Annotated in this window: 8 protein-coding genes; 6 read left to right on the top strand and 2 right to left on the bottom strand. The window is 69.1% G+C overall.

Going from position 1 to position 15,505, the window contains the following annotated elements; all coding sequences use genetic code 11:
- Positions 1-28 precede the first annotated feature (28 nt).
- Positions 29-1,705 carry an L-lactate permease gene (locus A6A40_RS13760; protein ID WP_063635875.1) on the bottom strand — a complete coding sequence of 559 codons (1,677 nt, stop codon included), beginning with the start codon at positions 1,703-1,705 and terminating at the stop codon, positions 29-31.
- A gap of 477 nt (positions 1,706-2,182) precedes the next feature.
- Between A6A40_RS13760 and A6A40_RS13755 the strand changes: the two genes are divergently transcribed.
- The 6 genes from A6A40_RS13755 (at position 2,183) to A6A40_RS13725 (ending at position 11,985) form a co-directional block, all read left to right on the top strand.
- Positions 2,183-2,953: an FCD domain-containing protein gene (locus A6A40_RS13755; RefSeq protein WP_082860829.1), complete on the top strand. Its 771-nt coding sequence runs from the start codon at positions 2,183-2,185 to the stop codon at positions 2,951-2,953.
- Positions 2,954-3,098: 145 nt separating this feature from the next.
- The gene (locus tag A6A40_RS13750) at positions 3,099-4,520 is read left to right on the top strand and encodes a sigma-54-dependent transcriptional regulator (RefSeq protein WP_063635874.1); all 1,422 of its coding nucleotides are present in this window, start codon (positions 3,099-3,101) and stop codon (positions 4,518-4,520) included.
- Positions 4,517-8,317 carry a response regulator gene (locus tag A6A40_RS13745; protein ID WP_063635873.1) on the top strand — a complete coding sequence of 1,267 codons (3,801 nt, stop codon included), beginning with the start codon at positions 4,517-4,519 and terminating at the stop codon, positions 8,315-8,317. The genes A6A40_RS13750 and A6A40_RS13745 overlap by 4 nt, the downstream gene beginning before the upstream one ends.
- A gap of 496 nt (positions 8,318-8,813) precedes the next feature.
- Positions 8,814-10,145, top strand: a complete 1,332-nt coding sequence (gene gltA / locus A6A40_RS13735; RefSeq protein ID WP_063635872.1) for a citrate synthase — start codon at positions 8,814-8,816, stop codon at positions 10,143-10,145.
- Positions 10,146-10,194: 49 nt separating this feature from the next.
- Entirely contained in the window at positions 10,195-11,208 is a 1,014-nt protein-coding gene (locus A6A40_RS13730; protein WP_063635871.1) for an NUDIX hydrolase, read from the top strand.
- A 126-nt stretch (positions 11,209-11,334) separates the two neighbouring features.
- Positions 11,335-11,985, top strand: a complete 651-nt coding sequence (locus A6A40_RS13725; protein ID WP_014250052.1) for a response regulator — start codon at positions 11,335-11,337, stop codon at positions 11,983-11,985.
- Positions 11,986-12,007: 22 nt separating this feature from the next.
- Here A6A40_RS13725 and A6A40_RS13720 read toward each other — a convergent pair whose 3' ends face one another.
- Positions 12,008-15,502, bottom strand: a complete 3,495-nt coding sequence (locus A6A40_RS13720; RefSeq protein WP_063635870.1) for a hybrid sensor histidine kinase/response regulator — start codon at positions 15,500-15,502, stop codon at positions 12,008-12,010.
- Between the last annotated feature and the right edge of the window lie 3 nt (positions 15,503-15,505).

Genomic DNA, 15,505 nt, shown 5'->3' with positions numbered 1-15,505 from the left:
GGCTCCTGCTGGTGGGGGGAAGGCCGCGTCAGCGGCCGATGACCATCTCGGTGAAGGGCCACAGATAGGCCTGCGCCATCACCAGCAGGCCGACCAGCGTGGTCAGCGCCAGCGAGTGCCAGATGACGTAGCGCAGGATCTTGCCCTCATGACCGTGCCATTTGGTGGCGACGGCGGCGACGACGATGCTCTGGGCGTCGATCATCTTGCCCATCACGCCGCCCGAGCTGTTGGCGGCGGCCATCAGCGTCGGCGGCAGGCCGAGCTGCTCCGACGACACCTTCTGCAGGCTGCCGAACAGAACGTTGGACGCCGTGTCCGACCCGGTCAAAGCCACGCCCAGCCAGCCCAGGAAGGTGCCGAAGAACGGGTAGAGGAAGCCGGAGTTGGCGAAGGCGAGGCCCAGCGTGGTGTCCAGGCCCGAGAAGCGGGTGGTGTAGCCCAATGCCAGCATGGCGGAGATGGTCAACAGCGAGTTGCGGATGGCGTACAGCGTGTGGCCGTACGTCTTCAGCATCGCGGCCGGCGAGTAGCCCATCACGAAGCCGGAGATGACGGCGGCAATGAAGATGCCGGTGCCGGTGGCCGACAGCCAGTTCAGGGTGTAGACGGCGGCCTCCGGATGGGCCTTGGGCACCACCGGGGGAACGCGCAGGATCATGTTGTGCAGGCCCTCGATCGGGAACTTGAAGATCGAGATGCCGTCGAGGAAGGCCTTGACCTCCGGGATGCCCCACAGGAAGACGACGACGCTGAGGATCGCCCAGGGCGTCCAGGCGCGGCGGACCTCGGCGGCGCTGTAGCCGTGGCTGCGGCGCGCCTCGCCCTGGACCACCGCGGCGCCGACGGCCTGCGTCAGGGCGGATGCCCCGCCGGCGGTGTGCCAGATCGCCTTCGGGTGCCAGACCTTCAGGAACAGCGTGACGCAGACCAGCGAGACGATGGCAGCGGCGACGTCCACCAGCCAGGGGCCGTGGTAGTTGGATACCAGGAACTGCGGAACGGCGAAGGACACGCCGGCGACCAGGATGGCCGGCCAGATCTGGACCATGCCGCGCCAGCCGGCGAAGGCGACGATCAGCCAGAAGGGCACCAGCACCGAGAAGAAGGGAAGCTGCCGGCCGATCATCGCCGACAGGTCGAGCAGGGGCAGGCCGGTGACGGCGGCCAGCGCGATCACCGGCGTGCCGAGCGCGCCGTAGGCGACCGGGGCGGTGTTGGCGATCAGCGACAGGCCCGAGGCCGCCAGCGGGGTGAAGCCCAGGCCGATCAGCATGGCGCCGGTCACAGCCACCGGAGTGCCGAAGCCCGCCGCACCCTCGAAGAAGGCACCGAAGCAGAAGGCGATCAGCAGAAGCTGGAGCCGGCGGTCGTTGGTGATGCCGGTGATGCTTTCCTGCAGGATCTTGAACTGCCCGCGCTGCTCGGTCAGGTGATAGAGGAAGATGATGTTGACGACGATCCAGCCGATCGGCAACAGGCCGTAAGCCGCACCCAGCAACGCGGTCTTTCCCGCCATCGCCACCGGCATGCCGAACACGGCGACGGCCACCAGCAACGCCGCCGCCAGACCCAGCAGGGCGGCGCGGTGCGCCTTCATATGGAAGATGCCGAGACCGCCCAGCATCACCAGGACCGGCAGCGACGCGAAGAACGTCGACAGCCACATGTTGTTCATCGGGTCGTAGACTTGCGACCAGCTCATCGTCAGGGGTCTCCTTCTCGGGGAGTGATGTCGGTCCGAACGGCGTTCCGGGAGAAGGAGGTCCGCCTTTGCATGCATCCGGCCCGCCCGCGCCTGGATGGTGGCGCAGGAGGAAGGCCGGATGTTCGGCAAAACGGAGGCGTTCACCGCCGCCGGGGTCTTGCGGCCCCAAGCTCGCGGTGCGGATGCGCCCTTGCGGGTGCTGGTCCGTCCTGTCCCGGTACGTCTGGATGCACTTTCCGCTCCGCCGGCCATGGGGAAGAACCCTTGCCATCGGAGAAGCGGTGGACATCTCTTATCCATACGGTTGGCGTTGGATAAAATATTTTACCAGACTGTGCAACGGCTGAATCGTTTGCCAATCGACCAACTTTGGTAGGGGGGTGCGACGCTGCCGGTCTGCCACTGCTCTGGACGCCTGTTCCGTCCACCGGTATTGAAGAGCATCGAGACGTGAAGGGAGAGGCCGCCGATCCAATGCAGGGGACGATCAAACCGGCCAAGCTGGCCGACGCCATTGCCGAGCATCTGGAACGGCTGATCCTGGAAGGTGCGCTCCGTCCGGGGGAAAAGCTGCTGGCCGAACGCGAGCTGGCGGTGAAGCTGGACGTGTCGCGCCCGTCGCTGCGCGATGCCATCGCCAAGCTGGAGGAGCGCGGCCTGCTGGTCACCGGGCGCGGCGGCACCCATGTCGCCACCTTCCTGTCGCAGATTGCCGACCCGCTGATGACGCTGATGCGCAACAAGCCGGATGCGTCCTTCGACTATCTGGAGTTCCGCCGCTCCATCGAGGCGGCTGCTGCCGGGCTGGCGGCACAGCGGGCGACCGATCTCGACCGCGACGGCATCCGCGCCATCATCGCCCGCATGCGGGCCGCCCACGGCAAGGACGACAGCTCGGAGGAGGCGGAGGCCGACGCCGACCTGCATCTGGCGGTCTACGAGGCGGCGCACAACGTCGTCATGCTGCACATCATGCGGACCCTGTCCGACCTGCTGCGCAACGACGTGTTCTACAACCGCGCCGACCTCTATTCCCGGCCGGGGGTGCGCGAGCTTCTGCTGCAGCAGCATCTGGCCATCGCCGATGCGGTGCTGGCCGGCGACGCGGATGCGGCGAGTGCGGCGGCCGACGCCCATGTGGAGTTCACGCTGCAGACCCTGCGCGAGATCAGGGACCATAATGCCCGCGTCCAGGTCTCGCTGCGGCGGATCGGGCGCACCGACCTGATCGACAGCGGGGCGTAAGCGGAGACTCCGGAATCGTGGCAGGCGGAGGTTCTCCGTCGAAGGTCATATGCAAGTGGGCTCGCCCCGACTGGCGGCAGGGCTTTCGCCGGGTTACACTGCAGGCGAACAGTCCTTCTTCATCGATTGCCCGAGTGCTGCGCCCGTGTCCTCCGCCAAGAAGCACCGCATCCTGCTGATCGAGGATACGGTCCCGCTCGCCAAGCTGTATATCGAGTTCCTGCGTGCGGACGCCCAGGAGGTCGTGCATTGCACCCGCGGGCGCGAGGCGCTGGACGCGGCGGCGGCATCGCCGCCCGACGCGGTGATCCTGGACCTGAAGCTGCCGGACATGGACGGGCTGGAGGTGCTGAAGGCCCTGCATGCCCGCGACCCGAGCGTGTCGGTGGTCATCATCACCGCCCACGGCTCCATCGATCTGGCGGTGGAGGCGATGAAGCTGGGCGCCTTCGACTTCATCGTGAAACCCTTCAATGCCGACCGGCTGAACCTGACCCTGCGCAACGCGCTGGAGCGGCGGACGCTGGCGCGGATGGTGGAGGGATACCGCAAGGATCTCGACCGCGGGCGCTTCCACGGCTTCATCGGCAGCTCGCCCGAGATGCAGGCGGTCTACCGCACCATCGAAAGCGTGGCGGCCAGCCGGGCCAACGTGTTCATCACCGGAGAGAGCGGGACCGGCAAGGAGGTGGCGGCCCAGGCCATCCACCGTGCCAGCCCGCGCCGCGACCGCGCCTTCATCGCGCTGAACTGTGCCGCCATTCCGAAGGAGCTGCTGGAATCGGAGATTTTCGGCCATGTGAAGGGTGCCTTCACCGGAGCGGCGGGCGACCGGCCGGGGGCGGCGCTGCTGGCCGACGGCGGCACGCTGTTCCTGGACGAGATCTGCGAGATGCCGGTGGAGCTGCAGAGCAAGCTGCTGCGCTTCGTCCAGACCGGCACCGTCAATCCGGTGGGCAGCGGGCGGGAGGAGCGGGTGGATGTGCGCTTCGTCGCCGCCACCAACCGTGATCCGCTGGCCGAGGTGCAGGCCGGCCGGTTCCGCGAGGATCTCTACTACCGGCTGCACGTCATTCCGCTCGCCCTGCCGCCGCTGCGCGACCGCGGCGACGACGTGATCGAGATCGCCCGCTCCTTCCTGATCGATTACGCGCGGGAAGAGGGGAAGTCCCTGGCCGCCTTCGCTCCGGAGGTGGAGGCGCGGCTGCGCGCCCATGACTGGCCGGGCAACGTCCGGCAGCTTCAGAATGTCCTCCGCAACGTGGTCGTGTTGAACGACGGACCGCAGGTGGTGCCGGAGATGCTGCCGCCCCTGACCGGTGCCGCCGGGATCGCTGCCACCTCCTCCGATGCCGGGGCCCCGGCTGGTGGCGTCCGGGAGGAGGACGGCGCGGTCCTTCCGCTGTGGCAGGTGGAGAAGGAGATGATCCTGAAGGCCCTGCGGCTGAGCGGCGACGACGTGCCGCGCGCCGCCCTGATGCTGGAGATCAGCCCCTCCACCATCTACCGCAAGCTGCAGCAGTGGCGCGCCGCCGACGGGGTTGCCGCCCAGGGGAATGCCGCGTGAGCGGGCGTAGGGCTGGCGAGGTTCCGGCGGCGCTGCCGCGCGACGAGGAGCGGCGTCTGGCGGTTCTGGAATCGTACTGCGTCCTCGATACCCCGGCGGAGTCCGGCTTCGACAACATCACCCGGCTTGCCCAGCATTTCTTCGGCACGCGCATCGCGCTGGTCTCGCTGATCGACCGGAACCGGCAGTGGTTCAAGAGCCGCATCGGGCTGGACGTCGAGGAGACGCACCGCGACCTTGCCTTCTGCGCCCATGCCATCCTCGACGACGGTGTCCTGGTGGTGCCGGACGCAACGAAGGACCCGCGCTTCGCCGGCAATCCGCTGGTCACCGGTGATCCCCACATCCGCTTCTATGCCGGCGCGCCGCTGGTGGCGGACGGCTTCAAGCTGGGCACCCTGTGCGTGATCGACGATACTCCCCGCGGCGGGTTCGACGCGCGGGAGGCGGAAACCCTGACCCAGCTCGCCCGGCTGGTGGTGGACGAGCTGGAGCTCCGCCGCGAGGTGACCCGCCGCCAGCTGGCGGAAGCGGAATTGCGCGACCGCTCCCGTCTGTTGAATCTGGCCGAGGAGATCGGCCAGTTCGGGCACTGGTACATCGACTTCGTCACCGACACCCGCCGCTGGTCGGACGAGGTCTACCGCATCATGGGGCTGAGTCCGCAGGACGGTCCGCCGACGGTGGACATGTCGCGCGGCGCCTACCACCCCGACGACCTGCCGACTCTCGCCGCCCTGGTTCAGCGGGCGCGGACGACCGGCGAGGGCTTCTCGACCGAGGCACGGGTCATCCGGCCCGACGGCACGCTGCGCCACGTCTTCATCCGCGGCATGGCCGAATGGGGGGAGGCCGGCCGGCCGATCGGGCTGCTGGGCGTGGTGCAGGACATCACCGACGCCAAGCGGGAAGAGGCTGAACTGCGGTCGAACCGCGAACTGCTGGCCCTCACCGTCCAGGCGACGCGGGACGGCATCTGGGACTGGGCGCTCGACACCGGCGCCATCTGGTTCTCCCCGACCTGGAAGGAGCAGCTGGGCTACCGCGACGACGAGCTGGAGAACAGCCTGGACATGTGGGCGGGCCTGATCTTCGAGGAGGACCGGACCGCGGCCCTGGAGATGGTGCGGGCCTACAATGCCGGCCTGATCCCGAAATTCGAGGCGGTGCAGCGCTTCCGGCACAAGCAGGGACACACCGTCTACATCCTGAGCCGCGCCATCCACATCCGCGATGCCGAGGGGCGGGTGGTGCGCATGGTCGGCGCCCATACCGACATCTCGCGCGACAAGATGACGGAGGAGGAGCTCCGTCTCGCCAAGCAGACCCTGGACGACGCCATCGAGGCGGTACCGGAGGGGCTGGCCTATTTCGACGCCGACGACCGGCTGATCCTGTGCAACCAGCGCTACCGCGACGCGCATCCCCTGACCGCACCACTGCTGACCCCTGGCCGTTCCTTCGAGGAGATCCTGCGCACGGCGATCGCCAACGGCGAATTCGCGGCCAACCCGGACGGTCCGAGCGACGAGGCGTGGATCCGGGCGGAGCTGGCCCAGCACCGCAATCCCGGCCCGCCCTTCGAGCGGGAGCTGCCCGACGGCCGCTGGATCCTGGTGGCGGAGAACCGGACCAGCAGCGGGGCGCTGGTGTGCACCCGCACCGACATCACCGAACGCAAGCGCTTCGAGGCGGAGCTGCAGCGTCAGGCGGCCGACATGTGCGCGCTGGCCGAAGGGCTGGACGCCGCCCGCGAGGAGGCCGATGCCCTGCGCGCCCGGGCGGAGGCGGCGACCCAGGCGAAGTCGGAATTCCTGGCGGCGATGAGCCACGAGATCCGCACGCCGATGAACGGCATCATGGGCATGACCGAGCTGCTGTTCGACACCGCGCTGACGGCGGAGCAGCACCAGTTCGCCCAGGCCATCCGCAGCTCCTCCAACGCGCTGCTGACCATCATCAACGACATCCTCGACATCTCGAAGCTGGAAGCCGGCCGCGTCACCATCGAGACGCTGCCCTTCGATCCGGCCGATCTGGTGGAGGGGGTGGTGGAGCTGCTGACCCCCCGCGCCCACGAAAAAGGGATCGAGATCGGCTTCTACATCGACCCGCTCCTGCGCCGCACCCTGCTGGGCGATCCCACGCGCATCCGGCAGATCCTGGTCAATCTGGTCGGCAACGCGGTGAAGTTCACCGATCGGGGCTCGGTCGCCGTGGAGCTGGAGGCGCTGGACGCCACCGAGGCGCATCTGGTGCTTCGCATCACCGTGACCGACACCGGGATCGGCATCCCGGCAGAGGCGCTGCCCACCCTGTTCAACAAGTTCCAGCAGGTCGACGGGTCGATCACCCGCAAGTTCGGCGGAACCGGGCTGGGGCTGGCGATCTGCCGCCAGCTCTCGGAACTGATGGGAGGAAGCATCGCGGTGGAAAGCCGCCTGGGGGCCGGCAGCCGCTTCCAGGTCGATCTGCCGCTGGCACTGCTCGACGAGGCGCTCCCGCCGGCCGAACAGCCGCTGGCCGGGCGCCGCGCTTTGGTGGTGGACGATCTGGCGGTCAACCGCCGGGTGCTGGCGGCGATGCTCGACAGCCTGGGCGCCCGCCCGACGGCGGTGGACAACGGCCCCGATGCGCTGGAGGAACTGCGCCGTGCGGTGGCCGGTGGCAGGCCCTTCGACGTGGTGCTGGTGGACCACACCATGCCGGGCATGGGCGGCGACGCCCTGCTCGCGGCCATTGCCGGCAATCCGATGCTGGCCGGCACCAGACGCGTGCTGATCGCCGGATTGGGACCGGCGGCGCGGGGCGACTGCGGAACGGTCCCCGGACTGGTCGATGCCATCCTCAACCGTCCGCTGCGCCAGAGTGCATTGGCCTGTTGCCTGACCGGCCTGTTCCAGGCGGCGGCACCGCCGTCTTCGGCGGACAGGCTGGCCGCCGAGGGGCAGCCCGCCGACCGCAGCGAGGAGCCGGCGCGCAGCGGCCGCATCCTGCTGGCGGAGGACAACCGCACCAACCAGCTGTTCGCCACCACCCTGCTGCGCAAGCTGGGTTACACGGTCGAAGTGGCGGAGGATGGGGAGCAGGCGGTGGCGGCGGCCTGCCGCGGCGGCGTCGATCTGGTGCTGATGGACGTGCAGATGCCGGGCATGGACGGGCTGGAGGCCGCGCAGGCGATCCGTGCCCGCGGCGGGCGGTTCGCCGGCCTGCCGATCATCGCCCTGACCGCCGACGCCATGCCGGGCACGCGCGAACTCTGTCTGCGCGCGGGCATGAGCGACTATCTCACCAAGCCGATCAGCCGCGCCGGGCTTCTGGCGGCGTTGGACCGCTGGATGGCGGAGGCCGGGTCCGACAGTTTGCCCGCCGCGGCGGATGCCGATGGTGCCGGCGGCACTGGCGAAGAGGCTGGCGGCGATGACGGCGAGGTGCTGGACGAGGCGGTGCTGGCCGATCTGGTCGCGACGGTGGGTGCCGACAACCTCAGCCTGATCGTCGAGAGCTTCCTCGACGACGTGTCCCGCCGGCTGGAACGGCTGTCGGCGATGGCGCGCACGGCTCCGGCCGGCACCCTCGACATGCGGGCGCTGGCGGGGGAGGCGCACGATCTCTCCAGCCTTGCCGGCAGTTTCGGCGGGATGGCGGTCATGCATCTCGCCTGGCGGATGGAGGTGATCTGCCGCAACGGCGACACCGCGCAGGCCGGCCAGCTTCTGCCGGTGCTGCTGCGCGAGGCCGCGCGTCTGGAGCGTTCCTTGCGCGAGCGCACCGGCGTGCAGCAACCGGCGGCCTGATCCGTCCCCCGCGGTCTTCCGACGGGCCTGGGCGGCGTCAGCCGGTGCCGGGCTGGGTCGAGCCGTCGGTGTCCTCGGCCCGCTCCCGCAGTTCCTTCGACGACAGGCCGGCCGGGGTGGCGTCCTGCAGGGTGCCGTCGCCGGGAGTCTTGGTCATGTCCTCGCGCGGGGAGCGTTCACCCGCCGGCGTCCGGTCGTGGGTGTCGGAACCGGGTTTGCCCGATATGGGTTTGCCCGATACGGGATTGTTTGGACGGGGCATTCCTTCGGAGGGGATGCGCGTTTGGGGCGTGTCGGTCATGATGTCCTCTGCTATCTTCCGGAGGAGTCAACGACAGCGGGCGGGTGCGGGTTCCGATCCTGACCGATCCTTCGAAGACCGGGAGAAGACGGCGCGGCGCCGACAGGGCGCCAAAGCGCGCGAAGAACGGGCCAACCACCAAGGTCCGGCTGCGGAGACCGTGCCCGGCCGGACAGCAAGGAGTGCGATAAGGTCATGGAATCGAGCAAGCATACCCCGCACGGCGATGTGATCCAGGTCGGCACCGTCACGCTGACCGACGACGCCACCGGCAAGACGCTGAAGCTGCCGCTGCTGGGCGGGTCCACCGGCCCCAACGTGATCGACATCCGCAAGCTCTATGCCGAGACCGGCTATTTCACCTACGATCCCGGCTTCACCTCCACCGCCGCCTGCGATTCGGCCATCACCTACATCGACGGCGACGAGGGCGTCCTGCTGCACCGCGGCTATGCCATCGCCGATCTGGCCGAGAACTGCGATTTCCTGGAGGTCTGCCACCTGCTGCTGAACGGCGAACTGCCGAACCCGCAGCAGAAGTCCGATTTCGAGCGCACCATCACCTATCACACGATGGTGCATGAACAGCTGGCCAAGTTCTACAGCGGCTTCCGCCGTGACGCCCACCCGATGGCGATCATGTGCGGCGTCGTCGGCGCCCTGTCGGCCTTCTATCACGACTCGACCGACATCTTCGATCCGGTCCAGCGCAAGATCGCCGCGCACCGCCTGATCGCCAAGATGCCGACGATGGCCGCCATGGCCCACAAATACACGGTCGGCGAACCGTTCATGTATCCGCGCAACGACCTGACCTACGCGGAAAACTTCCTCTACATGACCTTCGGCACGCCGTGCGAGGAATGGACGGTCGATCCGGTCCTGTCGGAGGCGATGGACAAGATCTTCATCCTGCACGCCGACCACGAGCAGAACGCCTCGACCTCTACCGTCCGGCTCGCCGGCTCGTCCCACGCCAATCCGTTCGCCTGCATCGCGTCGGGAATCGCGGCGTTGTGGGGTCCGGCCCATGGCGGCGCCAACGAGGCCGTGCTGAAGATGCTGGAGGAGATCAGCTCGGTCGACCGCATCCCCGAATTCGTCCGCCGCGCCAAGGACAAGAACGACAGCTTCCGCCTGATGGGCTTCGGCCACCGCGTCTACAAGAACTACGACCCGCGCGCCAAGATCATGCGCGAGACCTGTTATCAGGTCCTCGACCGCCTGGGCATCCAGGACGAGCCGCATCTGGCCATCGCCATGGAGCTGGAGAGGATCGCCCTGTCGGACGAGTATTTCATCGAGAAGAAGCTCTATCCGAACGTGGACTTCTACTCGGGCATCATCCTGAAGGCGATGGGCTTCCCGACCAGCATGTTCACCGTGCTGTTCGCGCTTGCCCGTACCGTCGGCTGGATCAGCCAGTGGAAGGAGATGATCGAGGACCCGGCCCAGAAGATCGGCCGCCCCCGCCAGCTCTTCACCGGCAACCCTGCCCGCCCCTTCGTGCCGCTGGACAAGCGTTGACCCCAGATCATCGGACGTCCCCCCTCCAGTGCAAGGAGAGGGGCGTCCCGTGACCCAGCCCCTGCAACTCGGCCTGTCGGTCGCCATCGTGGCGGTGGCCGGCGGGACGCCGCGCGTCGTGACGGTGCGCAGCGGCTTCGCCGTGCCGGAAGACCACCGGCGCGGCGACGAGCCGTTGCCGCATCGCGACGCCCTGCCCGGCGCGCCCTTCGAGCCCGACCGTTTCCGCACCCTGCAGGAGGGCGTCCGCGCGGTGGCGGAAGGGCTGTCGGGACTAGCACTGCGCTATGTCGAGCAGCTCTACACCTTCGGCGACCGCCATCGCGATCCGCATGAGCTGTTCGGCGGCCCGCGTTCGGTCGTGGTCGGCTATCTCGCCCTGGTCCGCGACGGCCCGCTGGGCGGAGATGCCTCGGCCGAGTGGCGCGACCTCTACGACCATTTCCCGTGGGAGGACTGGCGCGACCGGCGCCCGCCGCTGCTGGACGGCGTGATCGCCCCGGCGCTCGGCAGTTGGATCGCGTCGGCACCCGACGGGGAGACCCGCCTGCGCCGGGCCGAACGCGCCCAGATGGCCTTCGGCCTCGACGGCGCGGACTGGGACATGGAACGGGTGCTGGAGCGCTTCGAACTGCTCTACGAAGCCGGGCTGGTGGTGGAGGCCTTCCGCGACCGCGACCTCGCCGCGCGGGTCGATTCGTCGGTCGGTGTCGGCGGGCCGATGCCGCGGGCGCTGGGCCGGCCGATGGCGCGCGACGGCCGGCGCATCCTGGCGACCGCGTTGGAACGGCTGCGCGGCAAGCTGCGCTACCGCCCCATCGTCTTCGAACTGCTGCCGCCGACCTTCACCCTGCACCAGCTGCAGCTGGTGGTGGAGGCGCTGTCTGGCGAGCGGGTGCACAAGCAGAATTTCCGGCGCCTGATGATCTCCGGCGGCTTCGTCGAGCCCACCGGGCAGTATGAAAGCCAGACCGGCGGCCGTCCGGCGGAGTTGTACCGCTTCCGTCGCCAGGCCATCCACGAACGCACCAGCGCTGGCGCCATCCCATCCGCGGACGGATAAGGGAAAATCCATCGGAAACTTCGACGCGCGGCATTGGGCGCAGTTGTCAACGGGCGGCTGCAAGCGGATACTGCCGGGACGGTTTCAAACCCGGAATGTCCATACCCGGAAAGTCCAAGAAGGCCGATGTCGCACCGCATCCTGATCGCCGACGACCATCCGCTGATGCGCACCGCCTTGACCCAGACCATCGGGCAGGCGATCCCCGGCGCCGTGATCCTGGAAGCGTCGCGGTTCGACCAGATCAAGCCCGTGCTGGACACCGGGGAGCCGCCGGACATCATCCTGCTCGACCTGCACATGCCCGGCATGAGCGGCCTGATCGGCCTGATGATGCTGCGCTCCGAACATCCCGCGATTCCGGTGATCGTGGTGTCGGCGTCCGAGGATCCGGTGACGATCCAACGCGCCATCGACTACGGTGCCTCCGGCTTCGTGCCGAAATCCGCCCCCAACACCCAGATCGTCGAGGCGATCCACGCCGTTCTCGACGGTGAGCTGTGGCTGCCCGAGATCAACGGCGGTCCCGAGACCGACGCCCCCGATCCCGCCCAGCGCGCCGCCACCCTGACCCCCCAGCAGCTCCGTGTCCTGGCCGGCATCGCCGAGGGCAAGCTGAACAAGCAGATCGCCTATGAGATGAACGTCGCCGAGACGACGGTGAAGGCCCATGTCACGACGATCCTGCGCAAGCTGGGCGTGCTGACCCGCACCCAGGCCGCGGTGTTGGCGAGCCAGTTGGCGCTGTCGTCCGCCCCGCCGCCGCCGGTGGAGTGAGGGATAGGGAAGGGGCAGACCCTTACCCCGCCAGCCGCTGCCCCTCCGCCAGCAACTGCCCCAGCAGCGCCCTGAGCGCGCCCGGACGCACCGGCTTGTAGAGCAGGCGGCATCCCGCCGCTTCGATGTCCTCGCGCACGGCGGCGTCGCGGTCGGCGGTGACGACGGCGGCGGGAAGGTCGCTGCCCAGCGCCGCGCGCAGGGTCGCCAAGGCCTCCACTCCCGTCAGGCTGCGGTCGAGGTGGTAGTCGGTCAGGATCACGTCGGGCGTGCGACCCTCCAGTTTCGCCAGGGCGAGGTCGGGGGCCGCCGCGGTGACGACGCGGCAGGACCAGCTGGACAGCAGATCCTCGGTGGCGCGGGCGATGGCCGGCTCGTTCTCCAGGCACAGCACCAGGACGCCGCTCAGGTCTCGGCCGCGCGGGCGGACCACCACGGCGCGGGCGGCGACCGGCTCGTCGGTCAGCGGCACCAGGACGGAAAAGGCGCTGCCGCGCCCGACCTTGGAGCGAACCTGAACCGTATGGCCGAGGATGCCGGCCAGACGCTCGACGATGGCGAGGCCGAGCCCCAGACCCTTGCCGCGGTCGTCGGCGTCGTTGTCGAGCTGGCGGAACTCCATGAAGATTTCCGGCACCTTGTGCTCGGGGATGCCGGGGCCGGTGTCCCACACCTCGATGGACAGGAAATTCCCGCGGCGGCGGCAGCCCAGCAGGATGCGGCCGGTCCGGGTATAACGCACGGCGTTGGCGAGGTAGTTCTGCAGGATGCGCCGCAGCAGCGTCGGGTCGCTGTGCACGATGGCCGAACACTCCACCACGCGCAGGGCCAGCCCGTGGCGGCTCGCCAGCACGGTGAACTCCTCGCCCAGCGGCTTCAGCAGCTCCTCGATGCGCATCGGTACGGGGTTCGGCTTCACCACGCCGCTGTCGATCTTGGAGACGTCCAGCAGGTCGCCCAGGATCTGCTCCACCGACCGCAGCGAGGTGTCGATCTGGCGGATGGCGCTGTCGCCGTTGCGCTCGGCCAGAGCGGACAGGAACAGGCGGGCGGCGTGCAGCGGCTGCAGCAGGTCGTGGCTGGCGGCGGCGAGGAAACGGGTCTTGCCGCGGTTGGCGCGCTCGGCCTCCGCCTTGGCTTCGGAGAGGGCGTGGGTGCGCTCGGCGATGCGGCGCTCCAGCGTCTCGTTGGCTTCGCGCAGGGCGGCGGCGGCGCGGTGGCGTTCGGTGACGTCGGTGTAGACGGCGACGAAGCCGCCGCCGCCGGGCTTCGGCCCCGGCATCGGGTTGGTGGCGATCTCCAGCACGGTTCCGTCGGGACGCACCCGTTCGTAGACGTCGGGCTTGTTGCGGCGGCGCGGGTCGGACCGGCGCTCCAGCAGGGTCTCGATCTCGCCGTTGCGGCCATACTCGCCGCGCCGCGCGATCAGCCCGACGATCTCCTGCAGCGAGGTTCCGACCTGGACGAAGCCGTCGGGCAGGTCCAGCAGGACCAGGAACTGGTTGTTCCAGGTGGCGACGCGCCAATCCTCGTCGAACACGGCGATGCCCTGCGGCACATTCTCCACGGTGGCGCGCAGCAGCTCATGCTGCTTCAGGATGGCGCGCGACGCCTCGTCGATGATCGACCGCGCGTCGGTGCGCGACAGCCGGCGGTCGGACAGGAGGCCGGCCACCACCACGCGGGCGGAGGCGGAGCCGACGGCGCCGGCGAGCAGCCGCTCGGTCAGCTGGATCGCCTCGCCGTCGGTGCGGGTCAGCAGCGCGGTCGGCAGGTCGCCGTCCTCCACCCCGGTGAAGCGGCAGAAGGCGGCATCGGCGCGGGCCTGCCCGACATAGCGCACGGCGAGGTCGTGCAGGTCGGCCAGCGTGGCGCCGCGCGGCCCGTGCGGCTCGCCGTCGGCGGAGCGGCGCAGGTTGATGAAGCGTGCGGCCTGCTGGCGCTCCAGCGTCGACGGCCGGGTCAGCAGAGAGACCAGCACGAACAGCAGGATGTTCGGCCCCAGGCTCCACAGCGCGGCGTTGGTCAGCGGGTCGATGCCGGCGATGCCGGCCAGCGCCACCGGGCTGAGGCCGGTCAGGCCGAACGGCCCCTCGCGCAGGGCGCTGGAGGCCAGCCATCCCGCATCGGCGAAGGACGGCAGCAGCATGGTGTAGGCCCAGCCGAGGAAGCCGGCGCAGATGCCGGCGAAGGCGCCGGCACGGCTGGCGCGGCTCCAGATCAGGCCGCCGAGCAGGGCGGGGGCGAACTGCGCCACCGCGGTGAAGCTCATCATGCCGATGGTCGCCAGCGGAAAGGCCGGGCCGATCAGCCGGTAGCAGCCGTAGGACAGCAGGACCAGCACGATCACCGCCGACCGGCGGATCAGCAGCAGGATGCCCGCCGGGTCGTCGCGCAGCCGCCGGTCGTCGGGGCGCAGCGCCATCAGCAGCGGCACGGCGACGTCGTTGCAGATCATGGTGCTGAGCGCCACCATCTCCACCAGGATCATGCTGGTCGCCGCCGACAGGCCGCCGATGAAGGCGGCCAGCGCCAGCCACGGCCAGCCCTGGCTCAAGGGGATGGAGACCATGAAGGTGTCGGCGTTGGTCGTGCCGTCCGGGAACAGCATCAGCCCGGCCAGCGCCACCGGCAGCACGAACAGGTTGATGGCGACCAGATAGGCGGGGAACAGCTTGGCCGACGACCGCACGTCGCCGCCATGGGTGTTCTCCACCACCGCGACGTGGAACTGGCGCGGCAGGCACAGGATCGCCAGCGCCGACAGCAGGCAGGCCACCCACCAGTCCGCGCCGATGCTGTCCAGCCGGATCAGGTCGAGGAAGCCGGGATGATTCGCCGCCGCTTCGAAGAAGGTGGCGGGGTCGCCGAAGACCGAATAGGCGATGGCGCCGCCCACCGCCAGCGCCGCCGCCAGCTTCACCACCGATTCCGCGGCGATGGCCATCATCAGGCCGCGATGGTGTTCGTTGGCCGACACGCTGCGCACGCCGAACAGGATGGCGAAGGCCGCCATCAGCAGGGCCGCCATCAGCGCGGTGCCGCCTGGCATCTGGTTGAGGTCGGTGCCCAGCGACGCCCCGGCCAGAATCTCGAAACTGACGCTGATCGCCTTCAATTGCAGGGCGATGTAGGGCAGCAGCCCGATCACCGCGGCGACGGTGACGAGGGCGGCGAGGCTGCGGCTCTTGCCGTAGCGGGCCGACAGGAAGTCGGAGATGGAGACGACGTTCTCCGACTTCGCGACCCGCACGATGCGGGCCAGAACCGGCCAGCCCAGCCCGATCATCAGGATCGGCCCGATATAGATCGGCAGGAAATAGAAGCCCCCGGTGGCCGCCCGTCCCACCGCGCCGTAGAAGGTCCAGGAGGTGCAGTAGACCCCGAAGCTCAGCGCATAGAGCCAGGGCGTACGCCGTTCGGCGCCCTGGTCGCCGGTCCGGTCGCCGTACCATGCGATGGCGAACAGCGACAGCAGATAGGCCATCGACACGGCCAGGATGAACCAGCTTTCCATGGG

Origin of the sequence: Azospirillum humicireducens (assembly GCF_001639105.2) — a bacterium.
Taxonomy (GTDB): Bacteria; Pseudomonadota; Alphaproteobacteria; order Azospirillales; family Azospirillaceae; genus Azospirillum; species Azospirillum humicireducens.
Note: the sequence above shows the minus strand (reverse complement) of the source record. Positions and strands in the feature narration are given on the sequence as shown.